This is a genomic window from Psychrobacter sp. KH172YL61 (assembly GCF_007182895.1).
GTDB classification, from domain to species: Bacteria; Pseudomonadota; Gammaproteobacteria; order Pseudomonadales; family Moraxellaceae; genus Psychrobacter; species Psychrobacter pacificensis.
On record NZ_AP019516.1, the window covers coordinates 2,839,121 to 2,854,060 of the forward strand.

Genomic DNA, 14,940 nt, shown 5'->3' on the forward strand with positions numbered 1-14,940 from the left:
TGAAGAAATAACTGTGTTAAAAGTAAGGGATTATTTAAACGCCACAATAGAGACAAAATTTAAAAACTGAAACCACGTCAGATGACGTTTAAAGCCAACCTGATCTAACCGTGCATGATGCTCATCTAGCGTATCGGTAATCAGCACGTTTTCTAATGCATTACGCTTGCCACTGATTTCCATTTCGGTATAGCCATTGGCACGCTTAAAGTCATAATAACGCTCAACCAACCACGCATCATACTGCTCATCAAAGGCATGAGTTTTTTCGGTTAATACCAGTATGCCGCCTTCGCTCAAGGCCGCATAGATTTTTTCTAATACTGCGACTCTATCGGCTGCTGGTAAAAACTGTAGCGTTAGGTTTAAAATCACCATGTCGCATGGCTCAAGCTCAACGTCGCGAATGTCTGCAGTAATGACTTCGATATCGTGCTCAGGATAATTGTCACTCAATAACGTCGTGGCTTCGGTCGTCATCGCAGGGGGAGATATCAATCGCCTTAATCTGCAAGTCTTGCGGATCAAACTCACCAGCCAGCGTCATACTGGCGGCACCAAGCGAGCAGCCCAAATCATACACGCGGCTCACGCGCTGACCGCTGCCCTTTTTCTGACGATACTTGCAGTGACGACGGGCAAATATGGGCAGCATGGCCAATACCTGACCATAACCGGGTACGCTACGGCGAATCATATCGGGGAAACAAGCCACCACTTGCTCATCAAAGAAAAACGCGCCGCTTTGTCCAGCGGTGTGGTAAATAGCGTATCATGCTGGATGGCTGGGGCAGTATCGGGCGTTGGCTGGCTCATGGTCACACTCATTATTCAAATAAAATGATGGGCAAACCGCACCGTTTTTATCAGCGCTGCGGTCATACCACACGTAGCAAAAGCCCATTATAACATTACTGTTTGTTACTTATCGCCACCAGATGCCCTGCTAAGCTAAACGACATTGTTTGATAGATCACACCTAGGCAAACAACGATGATTTTATATTTATAAAAATAGGAAAAAATTATGCAAACAATCGTATTAGGCGGTGGCTGCTTTTGGTGCACCGAGGCTGTCTTTTTATCCGTAAAAGGCGTGCAGTCTGTCGTTTCAGGCTATATGGGCGGCGATGCAGTATCAGCCAATTATGAAGCCGTATGCGGTGGTGACACTGGACATGTCGAAGTCATTAAAGTCGAATTTGATGAGACGACCGTCCCGTTGGAAGTCATCCTCGACGTATTTTTTGCCACGCATGATCCCACAACGATGGATCGTCAAGGCAATGACGTTGGCAGTCAGTATCGCAGCGTGGTCTTTTATACCGAGGAAGATCAGAAACCAACGGTCGACCGCACCATTAATAAGCTGCGTGACATGGGCATCAATGTCGTCACAGAAGTACATCCTGCCGTTGAATTTTACCGCGCAGAAGAGGCGCATCAAGACTTCTTTAACAGAAATCCAGGACAGGCTTATTGCAATTTTGCCATACCACCAAAGCTTGCTAAATTGCGTAAAGAATTTAGTCAATATATGACGAGCTAAACGATTGATTAACAAATCCTGCTTGCTAACAGCCAAATGCTTATAAAATAGGTGTTTGGCTTTTTATTGTGTTCAGCATTTTCAAATAAGACGTTATTATAAAGTTATCAACAAATACCTATAGATAGGCGTAAATTATGAATCCCGAATTTTGGCACAAACGCTGGCAAGAAAAGCGTATCGGATTTAATCAGTCAGATGTTAATCCGTTATTAGTCAATTACTTTGACCAATTAGACTTATCCACGGGTAGTCGCATCTTTGTGCCTCTTTGCGGCAAATCTATCGATATGGTTTGGCTCGCGGCACAAGGGTATGATGTGGTGGGCGTTGAGTTGGTTGAGACAGCCGTACAAGCATTCTTTGCTGAACAAAATATCCAACCTATTGTCTCTCAGCATGTAGAAAATCCAGATATTAAATGCTACCAAGGTCAGCTGGTAGATGGTGATGAGCAGCGAACTATTACACTCTGGGCTGCTGATATCTTTGCCTTGACCTCTACAGATCTAGGTACTATCGATGCGATATATGATAAAGCAGCTTTGATCGCTCTGCCAGCTGATATGCGTCCCGACTATAGCGAACAGATACGTAAAGTTAGCGACAATGCGCCACAATTGCTAATAACGCTTAATTACGATCAAAGTAAAAAAGATGGGCCGCCGTTCTCTATCAATCATGAGCAAGTGCAGCAGTATTATGGCAGTCACTATCAGATCTGTAAGCTAGCAAGCGAGCCTTCTTCTATAGGGTCTGCACCTAATCTAAAAGTCACAGAGCATATTTGGCTATTGAAATAAGCAACAAAGAATTGGTTTGCGCAGCAAACTTGGGTAAAAATGCGGCGCGGATTCATGGCTTTATTAAAGAGTTGGATAATTTGCTAGCTAAGTAGATAGGTTCTATTTGCTAAAAAATCTCTGAAATTTAAATGCTGTCTGACACTTTGAACTTTTAGCTCAACAAAATACTCTCCCAACCTCACGCCATCGTCAATTTATCGTAACCATTCATAATCTTAGTACTTCGACAGCTTTTCTTTACTGTTTAGATTGGTTACTCTACCTTGATACCACTTTTAGCCTTTTGATTTTTGTCTCTTAGCAACCAACTTAACGTTTATAGGATGTTTTCATGCGTTTGACTCCTTTTTCTACCTTTTCATTGCTTAGTGTTGCAGTTGGCATTAGCCTTGCGAGCACTGCCCAAGCAGCTCAGCCGCCCGCTCCAGATCTGTCCAATAGTGAATTTCAGCAATGCTTGGATGGCCTAAAAAATTCGAGCAAGTTTCGCGGTGTCAGTAGCTATACCTTTAACAACTATCGTCCAAGCCAGCCTGATCCTAGTGTCATTCAGTCACTCAACTATCAGCCAGAGTTTCAAAAAGATGTCTGGGATTATCTCTCAGCGCTAGTAGACAAAGAGCGTGTCGAAGATGGTATCCGTGCCAAGCGCCAGTGGCGTGACACGCTGCGCCAAATCGAATCGCGCTATGGCGTAAAAGCGGAGCATGTGCTTGGCGTATGGGGCGTAGAATCTAACTTTGGTCAGACGCTGGGCAAAAAGCCATTGTTTGAATCGTTAGCGACATTGTCTTGTTTTGATCGTCGTCAAAGCTACTTTCAAGGTGAGTATGCCAATGCCCTAAAAATCGTACAAAATGGTGATATCGCGCCCAATGATATGACAGGCTCATGGGCAGGTGCGTTTGGGCAAACGCAGTTTATGCCTAGTACCTTCTTAGAGCTAGCAGTAGACGGTGATGGTGATGGACGTCGTGACCTTGTTAATAGTGTGCCTGATGCGCTCGCCTCTACTGCAAATTTTTTAGACAAACGTGGTTATCGTACGGGCGAGCCTTGGGGTTATGAAGTCAAACTACCTGATGGATTTTGGGCGGCTTCCAACCGTAAAGACAAAAAATCTATCAGCCATTGGCGCAATCAAGGTCTAACGCTGGCTAACGGTAGTCCGCTGCCTTATGACTTGAGTAGTGCGGGTTTATTGCTACCAGCTGGTGTCGATGGTCCTGCGTTTTTGGTTGGTAAAAACTTTGATACGTTCTACTCGTATAATGCTTCAGAAAACTATGCTTTGGCTATCGCCCATTTATCAGATTTGATTACTCGCGAAGACAGTAGCAAAACAGACTTTATCACTGCTTGGCCAACAGACGATCCTGGTATCAGTCGTCAACAAGCAAAAGATATTCAGCAAGCCTTATTAAATGCAGGCTATGATATTGGTGGTGTTGATGGCATCATTGGGGACAATACCCGTACCGCTATCCAGCAATATCAGACCAGTCGTGGCATTTTCCCAGCAGATGGACGCGCAGGCCAAAAGTTCTATCGGGCCATCATTGGTAACGCATCGCCAACTCAAGGGCAGTACGGTCAGCCAGCAAATAGCCGACCTTTGAGCCCTGCGCCTGCTGATCGTATGGGGCAGCTAATTGAGCAGCAGACCACTACGCCTAATAGCTATTCTTCTAAACCATTGATAAGTCCTTCAACTTCTACTAATACGCGCTATCGCCGTGTTGCTAGTGCCGATGGGACGATCAAGCTAGTTCGCATTGACGAAGGGTCATAATAATGTAACGAATAGTCCTACCGTAAATCATTAAAAAAGCCATGCTATGATTAGCGTGGCTTTTTTATGTTTGATGCCTAGTGAAGACCTTCACCTATCACATCGATATTTAAAGAAAGATTTAGACAATGGGTGGCGGGTTTGGCTTACCGTTGTCACCGTCCCAGTTTTCACGAGCGTTATCGTCTAGATCAGCAGCCGTTTTTGGCTCCCACTTGCCATTTTCTTTCCAAGTCGCATCACCCCAGTCTTCATCTTCTGCTTTTCTATCCAAATCTTTGTAGGCTTGGCTAGGGTCGATACCGCGACGTTTCATATCTGCCACTTGTTCTTCTAGTGTATGAAATTGATCAGCGTCATGCATGTTTTTCTCTAGACCATCAAGCTCTCTTAATAACTCGTCATTTTTAGCGTTGCTCATTGTATGCTCTCCTTAATCGGTCAATAGTGTAATACGTTTTATGCATTTTTAATTTTAATACCAGTTTTAATATAAATAAGATTAGTATCTGATGGTTCTTATTATCACGAGTCTTGAATCGATTCACAACCATTGCCGCGTATGCTTTGTATTACAAAACGTAGTCATGGTCACCGTGAGCATTTCTGCAGAGAATTTTTGATGATATTAAAGGGTAGCAGTCATGAGGATGGATCTTATTCAGACGTTTGAGAATCTTCATTTTCTAGTAGGCTTCTGGCATGAAAAGTAAGCTTCCAAAGCTCTTGTGACAAACGTGTACCGTAGGTCGTCAATTGTATCCAGTTGGCGCTTACTAGCTGACGTTGTAGGTTATTGAGATCATCTTGAGAGATTTGGCAGCGTGAGACAGCGTGAACGTTTGGCATATCGTTTTTGATATCTATCTCAGCTTTTGGCGCGATCAGACGATTAATGGCATTTTGTAGCCCGTAGCTCGAAAATGTAGACGGTATTTTCATTAAGGTGATTAATACTTCTTGCCAAGATAATATTACTTCTCTGGTAACATCCTTCAAGTTACCACCTTCATAAGCTTGAGCACTATATTGCACATCAAACGTTTGTGTCAATACAATTGGTTTGCTAACATTGTCAGCCGCAAAACTCTCATCAACAGAACGTTCTTTCTTGGTATTAGTATTAGTATTCTTAGATAAGAGATCAGCAAGTCTTTCGGCGACCGTTTGTCGACTAAATTTAATCATCTCCTCAGTCGCTCTCACCCAGCCACCTCTCACTTTATGACTGGCTACTGCGCTGTAGTAGGCTTGTACGAGTAACGCTTCGATATCGTCCTCTGTATCATAGTAATAAATCTGATTTTCTTGCCTAGAGACGAGTTTAATCAGTTCTTGTAATTGGCGACTGACACCCGTTTCTTGGTAGTGATTTTTGATGAAAATCAGTAGGGGCTTGGCTTTAGCTTTGGCATTCAGGTAACTCAAATGCATTTGGCTCACGCCTGTCTTTTGTACGGCTCCGTAACTGTCTCCAATGATCATCAATGCATAATCACAAGAATCAATACATTGTCGACCATATAGCGAAGCTTTTGGCAACTTACTAGACACGTCATAAGTCAAAAACGCCCGTACTTGAAAAAATATCGCTACGCTGTCCAAGACCAATAATTGATCATTATCAGCACATATAACATGAATGTGATAGCGGCGATGTGGCACGATTACCTCTGAGCTTAGGTTGCGGCATAAAAGGGAATAAAACGAAATAGAGCAAAAATATCTTGTTTTGTATCAACTCGCACAGTCTTGCGAAAATACATTCGACGTATTTTAACCACATCCATGCTGCAATAAAGGTTTTTGCATAAATATCTTTGCTCACCATTACTCAGAATAGTATTGCAGTATAGTCTCTTGACCAAGTAAGCGTTCAATCAAAGCGCTTAGTCTATCACTATATTTAGTCGCATGGAAAGTTAATGGCTGTCTGATATCAACATTTGTCTTATTAATCGCACTCAAATCCTGAGTACTTGTCTCATTATAAAGAGTGGCTGACATCTGATTTGCGACCAATAGCTGCTTGACTCGTTCAGCGATGGCTTGCCCAGAGTCAACCACCTGTATGGCCAACTGCTGCTGCGCAATTTCGTCTAATAAAAACGATTTAAAAAATGGATAATGTGTACAGCCTAGCACGAGATGATCAATTCCTTCATTTGCAAATACTTGTATTTGTTGGCGCAAACGCTGCGCGGTCTCATCTTGTAATGGCATGCCAGCCTCAACCCAAGGTACCAGCTGTGGATCAAAATATTTTGTCACCACCGTACCATTTGGATTGGCAAAATTGGTAATAACGTCATTAAGCAGCCGGCCATTGAGCGTCGCTTTCGTGGCCAATACCGCGACATGACCGCTGTTGCTTGCCAATATCGCAGGCTTTAACGCTGGTACTAGACCTACAATAGGCATATTCGGATAAGAGCGTCTCGCTGTATCTAGGGCATAAGCTGATGCGCTATTACAAGCGATCACAATCAGCTTACAGCCTTGCTTATGCAGCCATTCAACGGCTTTTAGCGTGAGCGACTCGATATCATCGCTCTCGCGGTTGCCATAAGGGACATTTAAGGTATCAGCGTAATATATATAGCGCTCATTAGGTAGTTGCTGGGCTAAATGCAAATAAACCGATAAGCCGCCAATCCCCGAATCGAATAGTCCTATCGGAGCACGTTGGGCATCATCAGTGCTGGTTGCATCGATAACCATTGCATTCATGCCAGCATTGTTAATAGAAGTGTTTGACAGCACATGACTATCCAAAATATTTGTGTGCTCTATATTTGCTTGACTTGTTGTCATCTGATTTGCAGCACTCGCCATCGTTACTTCACCGCCACTTTTAGATACATATCATCATCTCTATATTATCTCTGATTTCTACTCAATCAGAGATATCTGCGTTCTTGTATTATGACATCTCCACTGATGAAATGGATTTTATTGTCATAATCTATAAATACTGCTGTTGATGTATTAACGTTTAACGGTCTGGCATAGTTATAGAGTAAGACTTCCCACCGCTTTGTAACGTCAACATCGTCTTACCATCATGCTCTGTTAGTTCACCAATCTCCGTCAAATGATAAAAGGTATTTCGTCCAATCAGCGCGTTCAGACCATTTCTTACTGGCATATAAGGGCGTACTTGCGACTCATCTATACGGTCTGCGGCATTATCAGGCTGATATGCTTGTAAGCTAATGGGATGCTCATCGTCCAAGCGCACCACGTCACCGGTGGTGGTCACAAACTCCAACCAGCTCACCTCATTTTCTTTTACGATACCGACATCATTGATCAGCAATGGCACATCTTCTACTTGAATACGAATTTTTTGCACAGGAGTTTTCAAAAATATTCGGTTACACCGTCGTTCTCTTCTTTCCACAAGATGGTTGCAAAGAGATTGACGAGTGACTGTCTGGTCATTTTCCCACCCTCATGCCACCACTCGCCATTTGCTTTTATCACCAGATCCATATCGGCAATATTTTCTGGATGCCATTTATCAAGCGGCGGTATTGCCCTCCCTTCACGAGTGGCAGCGGTTGATTTGAGATATTGGCTGAGGGCATTCATATTATTTAGACTGGAGGTCTTATTGACTGGGGCTTCCAAATTATTTCCGTTATTCCCATCAGTATAATTGTTATCATTATTCATCGCACAATCCTTTATCTAGTATTCAAAGTTTGGCAAATCTATTATTACTATAAATTTTCGTTTCGGGTATGATGAAGCTTTATCATCTAAACACCCTTATTGTTTCAATATAACCTTAACACCGTTGCTCATAAATGCGTATCGTGTTTGTAGGACTTTTCTTTTATAATGAGTAACGATTTTTTTATTGAAATGGTCAAGTGGATTTTGTATTGATGACACATTTTTATCGGGCAGCCATATGTCTGAGTGACGTTAGCGCCGCAAATCTATTATTCGGTTGTTACGCTAATGATGCCCTGAGATAAGCCACTAAAGTTTAGGAGTAGGTATGCAAGAGCAAGACAATCAAGCGCCAGTTGTAGACAGCACTACTGTAGACGCTGACGCACCAGTAGTAACAGAGACGGCAGCGCCAGTCGTAGAGCCGGAACCTGAGATCGAGCGTGAGTCCATGGAGTTCGATGTCATCATCGTTGGTGGTGGACCTGCAGGTCTCTCTGCGGCTATTCGTTTACGTCAGCTCGCTATTGAAGCCGGTAACGATGAATTTATGGTGTGTGGTCGAAAAAGGCTCTGAGTTTGGTGCCCATACGTTGTCTGGTGCAGTCATCGAGCCACGCGCTCTAAACGAGCTGATTCCAGACTGGAAAGAAAAAGGCGCACCGCTTAACGTACCAGCGACGGAAGATCGGTTTTATTATCTAAACTCTGCCACACGTTCAACTCAAGTACCGCACTCATTGATTCCAGGCCCAATGCATAATGACGGTAACTACATTGTCTCATTAGGCAATGTGGTTCGTTGGTTGGCTGTACAGGCAGAAGAGCTTGAAGTGATGATGTTCCCAGGATTCCCTGCCGATGACATCTTATACAATGACGATGGTTCGGTAAAGGGATTTTGACTGGTGATATGGGTGTGGCTGCCAATGGCGAAGCCAAGCCAAGCTTCGAGCCTGGCTATGAGCTGCTGGCCAAATACACTATTTTTGCCGAAGGCAGCCGTGGACACTTGGGCAAACGCTTAATCAGTCGTTTTGATCTAGATAAAGACTCCGATCCTCAGCATTATGGTATCGGTCTAAAAGAGCTGTGGGAAGTCGAGCCTGACAAGCATGAGCAAGGCGTGGTCATGCACGGTCTTGGCTGGCCATTAACTGAAACCGGCTCAACTGGCGGATGGTGGTTGTACTTCGATGAAAACAACCAAGTGAGCTTTGGCTTAGTAGCGGATCTGTCTTATCACAACCCTTACATGTCGCCATTTGATGAGATGCAGCGCTTGAAGACCCATCCTGTTATCAAGCGTGTTTTAGAAGGTGGTAAGCGTATTTCTTATGGCGCACGTGCTTTGACTAAAGGCGGGCTTAACTCATTACCAAAATTCACATTCCCAGGCGGTGTGTTGGTGGGTGATGATGCTGGTTTCTTGAACCCCGCAAAAATCAAAGGCACCCATACCTCGATGAAGTCAGGCATGCTCGCCGCCGAAGCGATCTTTGAGGCGCTACAGGCAGAGCGTCAGCATGACGAAGTAGTGGCTTATAGCACCATGTACAAAGAATCATGGCTCTATCAAGACAACTATGAGGCACGCAACTTCTCTCCTGCAATCCACCGCATGGGTCTGTTTATGGGCGGTGCTTTCACCTTTATCGAGCACAACTTATTAAAAGGCAAAATGCCACTGACCTTGCATGATAATGTACCAGATTACGATCAGTTAGAGCGCGCCAACCATGCTTATCAGCCGACTTATCTCAAGCCTGATGGCAAGCTGGTGTTTGATAAATTGTCATCGGTATTCATCTCAAATACCAACCATGCAGAGGATCAACCAACGCATCTGAAGCTGACTGATCCAACCGTGCCTATCTCTATCAACTTACCGCTCTATGCTGAGCCTGCACGCTTGTATTGTCCAGCGGGTGTATATGAAGTGGTCAAAGATGCTGAAGGCGCCAAATTCGTCATCAATGCGCAGAACTGCGTGCATTGTAAAACATGTGACATCAAGGACCCATCACAGAACATCACGTGGGTAACCCCAGAAGGTGGCGGTGGCCCTAACTATCCAAACATGTAAAAGATGATGTAACATCATAAAGATCAATAAAAACCGCTCTTCTCTGTATAAAGAGAAGAGCGGTTTTTTCGTTTAAGCAGACTATAGTCAATCAATATTGAAAGTGGTACAAGGCAGACGAGTGCAAGTACTACAGTAGTAGGCTAAACGAGTCTAACGCTGTAACGCTTTAATAGTGGTTCGACTATATGTTGACCTACTACTTATAACTCTAAACTCTCTGAGAGTAGAATTTAATCCATCCAAACATGACGATTGGCCTCGTCTTTCGGCTTCACACAGCTGTCAGGATTAAAGATGGTTTTCCGTTCTATAAGCTGATTTTATAATCAGTACAATCGCTGCTGAGAGTTGGCTACAGTGAGCCATGTCTTAAAAACATCATGATGGCTGCTTGATGGTTATTGTTCGCTGCACAAAGACGAAGGCCATCGCTGAAGTACAGTCTAGCGATAAGTGGCGGTATTTTGACTAAAGCGCGGCTATTTCGTTCAGCTTATATCTTTTTTTACCTATTCTATGAACCATAAAATCTATACATTCAATTTATTGCTGCCATTTTATAACCGTATTCATTTGTATCCATACGCAATAATTAACTTTTGTTTTACTAAATAGTGGATATCACCTTTATTTCAATTAAAAATACGATATTAGTAATAATTTGCCTACAATGTCCGATTACCGTTATACTCGAATCCATATGAGGACAAAATCATTATTGAGATAAAAAATATTAGCAATCAGCCATATTTTTTAGCATTTTAAATCCCCATGAAGGTTGTGGATTTAACAAAATTGACGTATAACTGTCCATATATCCGATATTTACTGTGAGTAAAACATTACCTGTTTGATACTGAGTAGTTGTATTCATATATATTTTGTTACAAAAAGCTTGTGAAATATACTTATTGTGAATTACTGAGATTTTGTATATATTCCCAATAGGGTTTAGATGATTGATGCTTATAGTATCGATATAACCCTATTATGGCGTACACATTTGGATCATTACCCAATGACGTTCTACCATAACCATCATGGTGATATAACCACCATGTGAACGAGCCATACTCTCTTTTGTCAAGAAGACAAGAGTTAAAAAAGACAGCGGATTGTCTCTCTTCGGCACCACTCCCTCTTTTTTTCATGATGATGGCAATAGCGTTAAGCACTGACTGGCCAATCACCGCATGCTTACGCGTAATAATGACCATGTACGACCTGTAATCGTTTGTCTATCTACTGTTTTTAGTCACCACAAGTGTGCTAAAAATATAACAACCGTTATCCACCTGTTGGTTTGATCAGCCATTTGATCGCTTGGTTTGTATCTAATCTATATACCGTTAATAGCTTCTACAATCAGATTGGGTGTTATTAACAAAGTATTGGTACACATCATCATTGAATGGCTATCGCCAACCACTCACCCTGTTTTATGTAAGACAAAAGGAGTTGTCCTATGAAAACCATGATGATCCCTCTGGATATTGGCGTGCCAATGTGCGGCTGATTTTAGGTTGCCTAGTCGTTTGGGCGCTGTGTTCCTATGGTTTTGCTATTTTGCTACGGCCTTTATTGGCGGGCATCGCCATTGGCGGTACTGATCTGGGCTTTTGGTTTGCGCAGCAAGGCTCTATTGCGATCTTTATTATCATCATCTTTTTTTACGCGTGGCGTATGAATAAGTTGGATAAACAATATGGCCTAGACGAGGAATAGCCTTATGAGTCAATTTGTAATTAATATTATCTTTGTGGGGCTGTCTTTCGCGCTATATTTTGGGATTGCGATTTGGGCGCGTGCAGGGTCGACCAGCGATTTTTATGTGGCAGGTGGCGGTGTACACCCCGTACTCAATGGTATGGCAACAGGCGCAGACTGGATGAGTGCAGCGTCATTTATTTCTATGGCAGGTCTACTCGCGGCAGGCGGCTACGGTGCGTCTTCTTATTTGATGGGCTGGACAGGTGGCTATGTGCTACTGGCCATGCTACTGGCACCTTACTTGCGCAAGTTTGGTAAATTTACGGTTCCTGATTTTATTGGGGACCGTTTTTACTCTAAGACCGCAGCCATGGTGGCAGTTGCTTGTTTGATTATTGCGTCAACCACCTATGTTATCGGTCAGATGACGGGTGCAGGCGTGGCATTTTCGCGCTTTTTGGAAGTCGATAACAACACAGGTTTGATTATTGCAGCATTTGTGGTGTTCTTTTACGCGGTACTTGGCGGTATGAAAGGGATTACCTATACGCAGGTGGCGCAGTATGTGGTGTTAATTATCGCCTATACCATTCCTGCGGTCTTTATCTCGCTTGAATTGACGGGCAACCCGATCCCTGGGTTTGGTATGTTCTCAACTCATACAGAATCAGGCTTACCGCTATTGACCAAACTTGATCAAGTGGTGACAGATTTAGGCTTTGCCTCGTATACCGCTGATGTGCCCAATAAGCTAAATATGGTGCTGTTTACGTTGTCATTGATGATTGGTACAGCAGGCTTGCCGCACGTCATCATTCGCTTTTTTACCGTACCCAAAGTGGCCGATGCGCGCTGGTCAGCGGGTTGGGCATTGGTCTTTATTGCCCTGCTCTACTTCACTGCGCCTGCGGTAGGCTCTATGGCACGTTTGAACTTACTTGATACCATCTACCCACAAGGCGTGAATGAGCCTGCGCTCGAGTATGACCAACGTCCAGATTGGATGCGTACATGGGAGCAAACAGGTCTAATCAAATATAACGATCTAAACGGCGATGGCCGCATTCAGATGTATAACGATAGTGGCCTTGGCGCAGCGGAGCTGGCTTTAACCAATGCCGAAACCGAAGGTGGTGATGTTGGCGCAGCTACCACGGCGGTTGACGCCGCTCGCGTCTTACACGATCTTGAAGCTGAAGGCCGCTTTGCTGATGCAGGCTGGGCAGGTAACGAGCTAGATGTCAATAACGATATCTTAGTATTGGCAAACCCAGAGATTGCGCAGCTACCACCATGGGTGGTTGGTCTGATCGCAGCAGGTGGTCTGGCCGCGGCACTATCAACCGCCGCAGGTCTACTGCTCGCCATCTCATCAGCCATTAGTCATGATTTGATCAAAGGTCACTTTAACCCCAATATCACGGATAAAGGCGAGCTGATGGCGGCGCGTATCTCGATGGTGTCGCGATTTTGATCGCCACATGGTTGGGTATGAACCCACCAGGCTTTGCCGCTCAGGTGGTAGCACTGGCCTTTGGTATCGCAGGGGCGTCGCTCTTCCCTGCCTTGATGATGGGTATTTTCTCAAAACGCATCAATAATGTCGGCGCGATTGCCGGTATGCTCACAGGCCTATTTACCACCTTGGTCTATATCTTTATGTACAAAGGCTGGTTCTTTATCGCTGGTACGGCCAACCTACCTGACACGGCTGAATACTGGATTCTTGGTGTCTCGCCACTGTCATTCGGCGCGATTGGCGCGCTATTGAACTTTGCGGTTGCCTTTGCAGTCTCTTACGCTACCAAAGCGCCTCCAAGAGAGATTCAAGAGTTGGTCGAAGGTGTCCGTTACCCACGCGGTGCAGGTGGTGCGATTGATCATTAAGCCGACTTTCGCTTTTATCTGTTAAGATGACCATCACTCATGAGCCATAGCTGCTTGTGGGTGATTTTTTATGGTATCACTGCTTGATTGATGAATTAACCAACTGACACACTGACCCACCGCTTTGAGGATTTATTTTATGATTTATGAGTTTATTGCGACCATCGCTGCTGGGTTTGGTATGGCTGGGTTGGCACTGATTATCACACATTTGAGCAAACTGGCAGGAAAGCGTGCGCCCAAGTGGCTGATTCCATTGTTTGCTGCCATCGGTATTTTTGCGTTTCAGATTCATCAAGAATACAACTGGTACGATCAGCAAGTGGTTCAGCTGCCAGAGGGTGTCACCGTCGTCAAAAAAATCGAGGATACCGCTTGGTTTCGACCTTGGTCTTACCTAAAGCCTCAGACCGTGCGCTTTATGGCTGTTGACAACGAACGTGCGCGCAGTGCCGATCAGGGTCTATATTTGGTCAATTTATATTTGTTTGAGCGGCGTATGAGTGTACAGCAAATGCCACAAGTGATTGATTGCCGTGCGCCTGCACGTGCCGATTATAGGATACCTGTAGCCAAAGACCGTGAGCTTGGCTTGAGAGAATATGTGGCAAATACCACCCAATGGCGACCGCTAACTACTGACGATCCTTTGTTTTTGAGTGTTTGTCAGTAAAACCACACCATGACAAGATGGTTAAATCAGCAGCCTTAAGCATTTATTGATGGCGACTGACACTGGTATAGTGATGCTTGGAAGTTGCTCCCAGCAGTAACCCTGCGCACAATCCCCCAAAATGTGCGGCAAAAGAAACTCCCGGCTGCGGCATCAGACCTTGCTTGATGATTAGCCAGTAACCTGTTCCCATGATAATACAGGCCAATAAATATCCCCAACGCCGTGCAAAAACAGCGCCGCCTATCATATAGCCAAGCATCGCAAAACATAACCCCGACGCTCCAATATGAATGGTCAAGGGTGATGCTATCACCCAAGTGGCCACTCCTGAGGCGACAATAAGCTTCAATGTTGTACGATACGCATTGTTTTCAAACAGCCCAAACAAAAACAATATCTGCAATAATATAAAAGTATTGCCCATCAAATGAGCAAAATTACCGTGCATCGTCCATGATGCTATCACGCCTATCATACTACCCAAATCTAGGGTGCGCGGCACAATACCGAAGATATTCCATAAGCCAAATAGCACGCTTTCATTAAGAAAAACATGCCCCACATCGGTACCAATACAAAAGCGTATAGCCCTATGACCTGCTTTAGGCGTGTTATAACCAAAGATAGTATCGCTTGCCAATTCATCGATTGCCTCTTAACATTAACTGATAACCCTTCAAAATAGTGTTAGCATCAGTGAGAATACTTTATATTGTATCCAGCTGAAATGACTCATACCTTAAGTGCAAAA

Annotated in this window: 9 protein-coding genes and 4 pseudogenes; 7 read left to right on the plus strand and 6 right to left on the minus strand. The window is 44.1% G+C overall.

Annotated elements, in window-relative coordinates; genetic code table 11:
• Positions 1 to 30: 30 nt before the first annotated feature.
• Positions 31 to 816: pseudogene (cmoA, locus tag PKHYL_RS15085) on the minus strand (carboxy-S-adenosyl-L-methionine synthase CmoA).
• A gap of 210 nt (positions 817 to 1,026) precedes the next feature.
• Between cmoA and msrA the strand changes: the two are divergent.
• The 3 genes from msrA (at position 1,027) to PKHYL_RS15100 (ending at position 4,146) form a co-directional block, all read left to right on the plus strand.
• Positions 1,027 to 1,548, plus strand: coding sequence for a peptide-methionine (S)-S-oxide reductase MsrA (gene msrA, locus PKHYL_RS15090; protein ID WP_071002871.1), 522 nt, complete (start codon positions 1,027 to 1,029; stop codon positions 1,546 to 1,548).
• Between the two features lie 137 nt (positions 1,549 to 1,685).
• Entirely contained in the window at positions 1,686 to 2,351 is a 666-nt protein-coding gene (tmpT, locus tag PKHYL_RS15095) for a thiopurine S-methyltransferase (RefSeq protein WP_071002870.1), read from the plus strand.
• A gap of 334 nt (positions 2,352 to 2,685) precedes the next feature.
• Positions 2,686 to 4,146: a lytic murein transglycosylase gene (locus tag PKHYL_RS15100; protein ID WP_240365510.1), complete on the plus strand. Its 1,461-nt coding sequence runs from the start codon at positions 2,686 to 2,688 to the stop codon at positions 4,144 to 4,146.
• A 121-nt stretch (positions 4,147 to 4,267) separates the two neighbouring features.
• On the opposite strand, the gene PKHYL_RS15105 is transcribed toward PKHYL_RS15100, so the two are convergent.
• The 4 genes and pseudogenes from PKHYL_RS15105 to PKHYL_RS19085 form a co-directional block, all read right to left on the minus strand.
• A complete protein-coding gene (locus tag PKHYL_RS15105; protein ID WP_058024783.1) occupies positions 4,268 to 4,567 on the minus strand; it encodes a hypothetical protein in 300 nt (99 codons plus the stop codon).
• Positions 4,568 to 4,803: 236 nt separating this feature from the next.
• Complete coding sequence (locus PKHYL_RS15110; RefSeq protein ID WP_240365511.1) at positions 4,804 to 5,811, minus strand: DUF4062 domain-containing protein; 1,008 nt, start codon at positions 5,809 to 5,811, stop codon at positions 4,804 to 4,806.
• Positions 5,812 to 5,976: 165 nt separating this feature from the next.
• Positions 5,977 to 6,867: a glutamate racemase gene (murI, locus tag PKHYL_RS15115; protein WP_442966164.1), complete on the minus strand. Its 891-nt coding sequence runs from the start codon at positions 6,865 to 6,867 to the stop codon at positions 5,977 to 5,979.
• Positions 6,868 to 7,141: 274 nt separating this feature from the next.
• Positions 7,142 to 7,740, minus strand: a pseudogene (locus PKHYL_RS19085) (DUF1285 domain-containing protein).
• Positions 7,741 to 8,278: 538 nt separating this feature from the next.
• Between PKHYL_RS19085 and PKHYL_RS15130 the strand changes: the two are divergent.
• From PKHYL_RS15130 to PKHYL_RS15150, 4 genes and pseudogenes are all read left to right on the plus strand, one after another.
• Positions 8,279 to 9,913, plus strand: a pseudogene (locus tag PKHYL_RS15130) (electron transfer flavoprotein-ubiquinone oxidoreductase).
• A gap of 1,461 nt (positions 9,914 to 11,374) precedes the next feature.
• Positions 11,375 to 11,641 (plus strand): DUF4212 domain-containing protein, encoded by a 267-nt coding sequence (locus tag PKHYL_RS15135; RefSeq protein ID WP_240365514.1) that lies wholly within the window; start codon positions 11,375 to 11,377, stop codon positions 11,639 to 11,641.
• Between the two features lie 4 nt (positions 11,642 to 11,645).
• Positions 11,646 to 13,513, plus strand: a pseudogene (locus tag PKHYL_RS15140) (sodium:solute symporter family protein).
• A gap of 139 nt (positions 13,514 to 13,652) precedes the next feature.
• A complete protein-coding gene (locus PKHYL_RS15150; protein WP_240365517.1) occupies positions 13,653 to 14,186 on the plus strand; it encodes a hypothetical protein in 534 nt (177 codons plus the stop codon).
• A 43-nt stretch (positions 14,187 to 14,229) separates the two neighbouring features.
• Here PKHYL_RS15150 and PKHYL_RS15155 read toward each other — a convergent pair whose 3' ends face one another.
• Positions 14,230 to 14,829: a rhomboid family intramembrane serine protease gene (locus PKHYL_RS15155; RefSeq protein ID WP_240365518.1), complete on the minus strand. Its 600-nt coding sequence runs from the start codon at positions 14,827 to 14,829 to the stop codon at positions 14,230 to 14,232.
• Between the last annotated feature and the right edge of the window lie 111 nt (positions 14,830 to 14,940).

Coding starts and splice junctions, on each gene's coding strand:
- murI (WP_442966164.1), bottom strand. CDS start 6,867: ATGGTTATCGATGCAACCAGCACTGATGATGCCCAACGTGCTCCGATA.
- PKHYL_RS15105 (WP_058024783.1), bottom strand. CDS start 4,567: ATGAGCAACGCTAAAAATGACGAGTTATTAAGAGAGCTTGATGGTCTA.
- tmpT (WP_071002870.1), top strand. CDS start 1,686: ATGAATCCCGAATTTTGGCACAAACGCTGGCAAGAAAAGCGTATCGGA.
- PKHYL_RS15100 (WP_240365510.1), top strand. CDS start 2,686: ATGCGTTTGACTCCTTTTTCTACCTTTTCATTGCTTAGTGTTGCAGTT.
- PKHYL_RS15150 (WP_240365517.1), top strand. CDS start 13,653: ATGATTTATGAGTTTATTGCGACCATCGCTGCTGGGTTTGGTATGGCT.
- msrA (WP_071002871.1), top strand. CDS start 1,027: ATGCAAACAATCGTATTAGGCGGTGGCTGCTTTTGGTGCACCGAGGCT.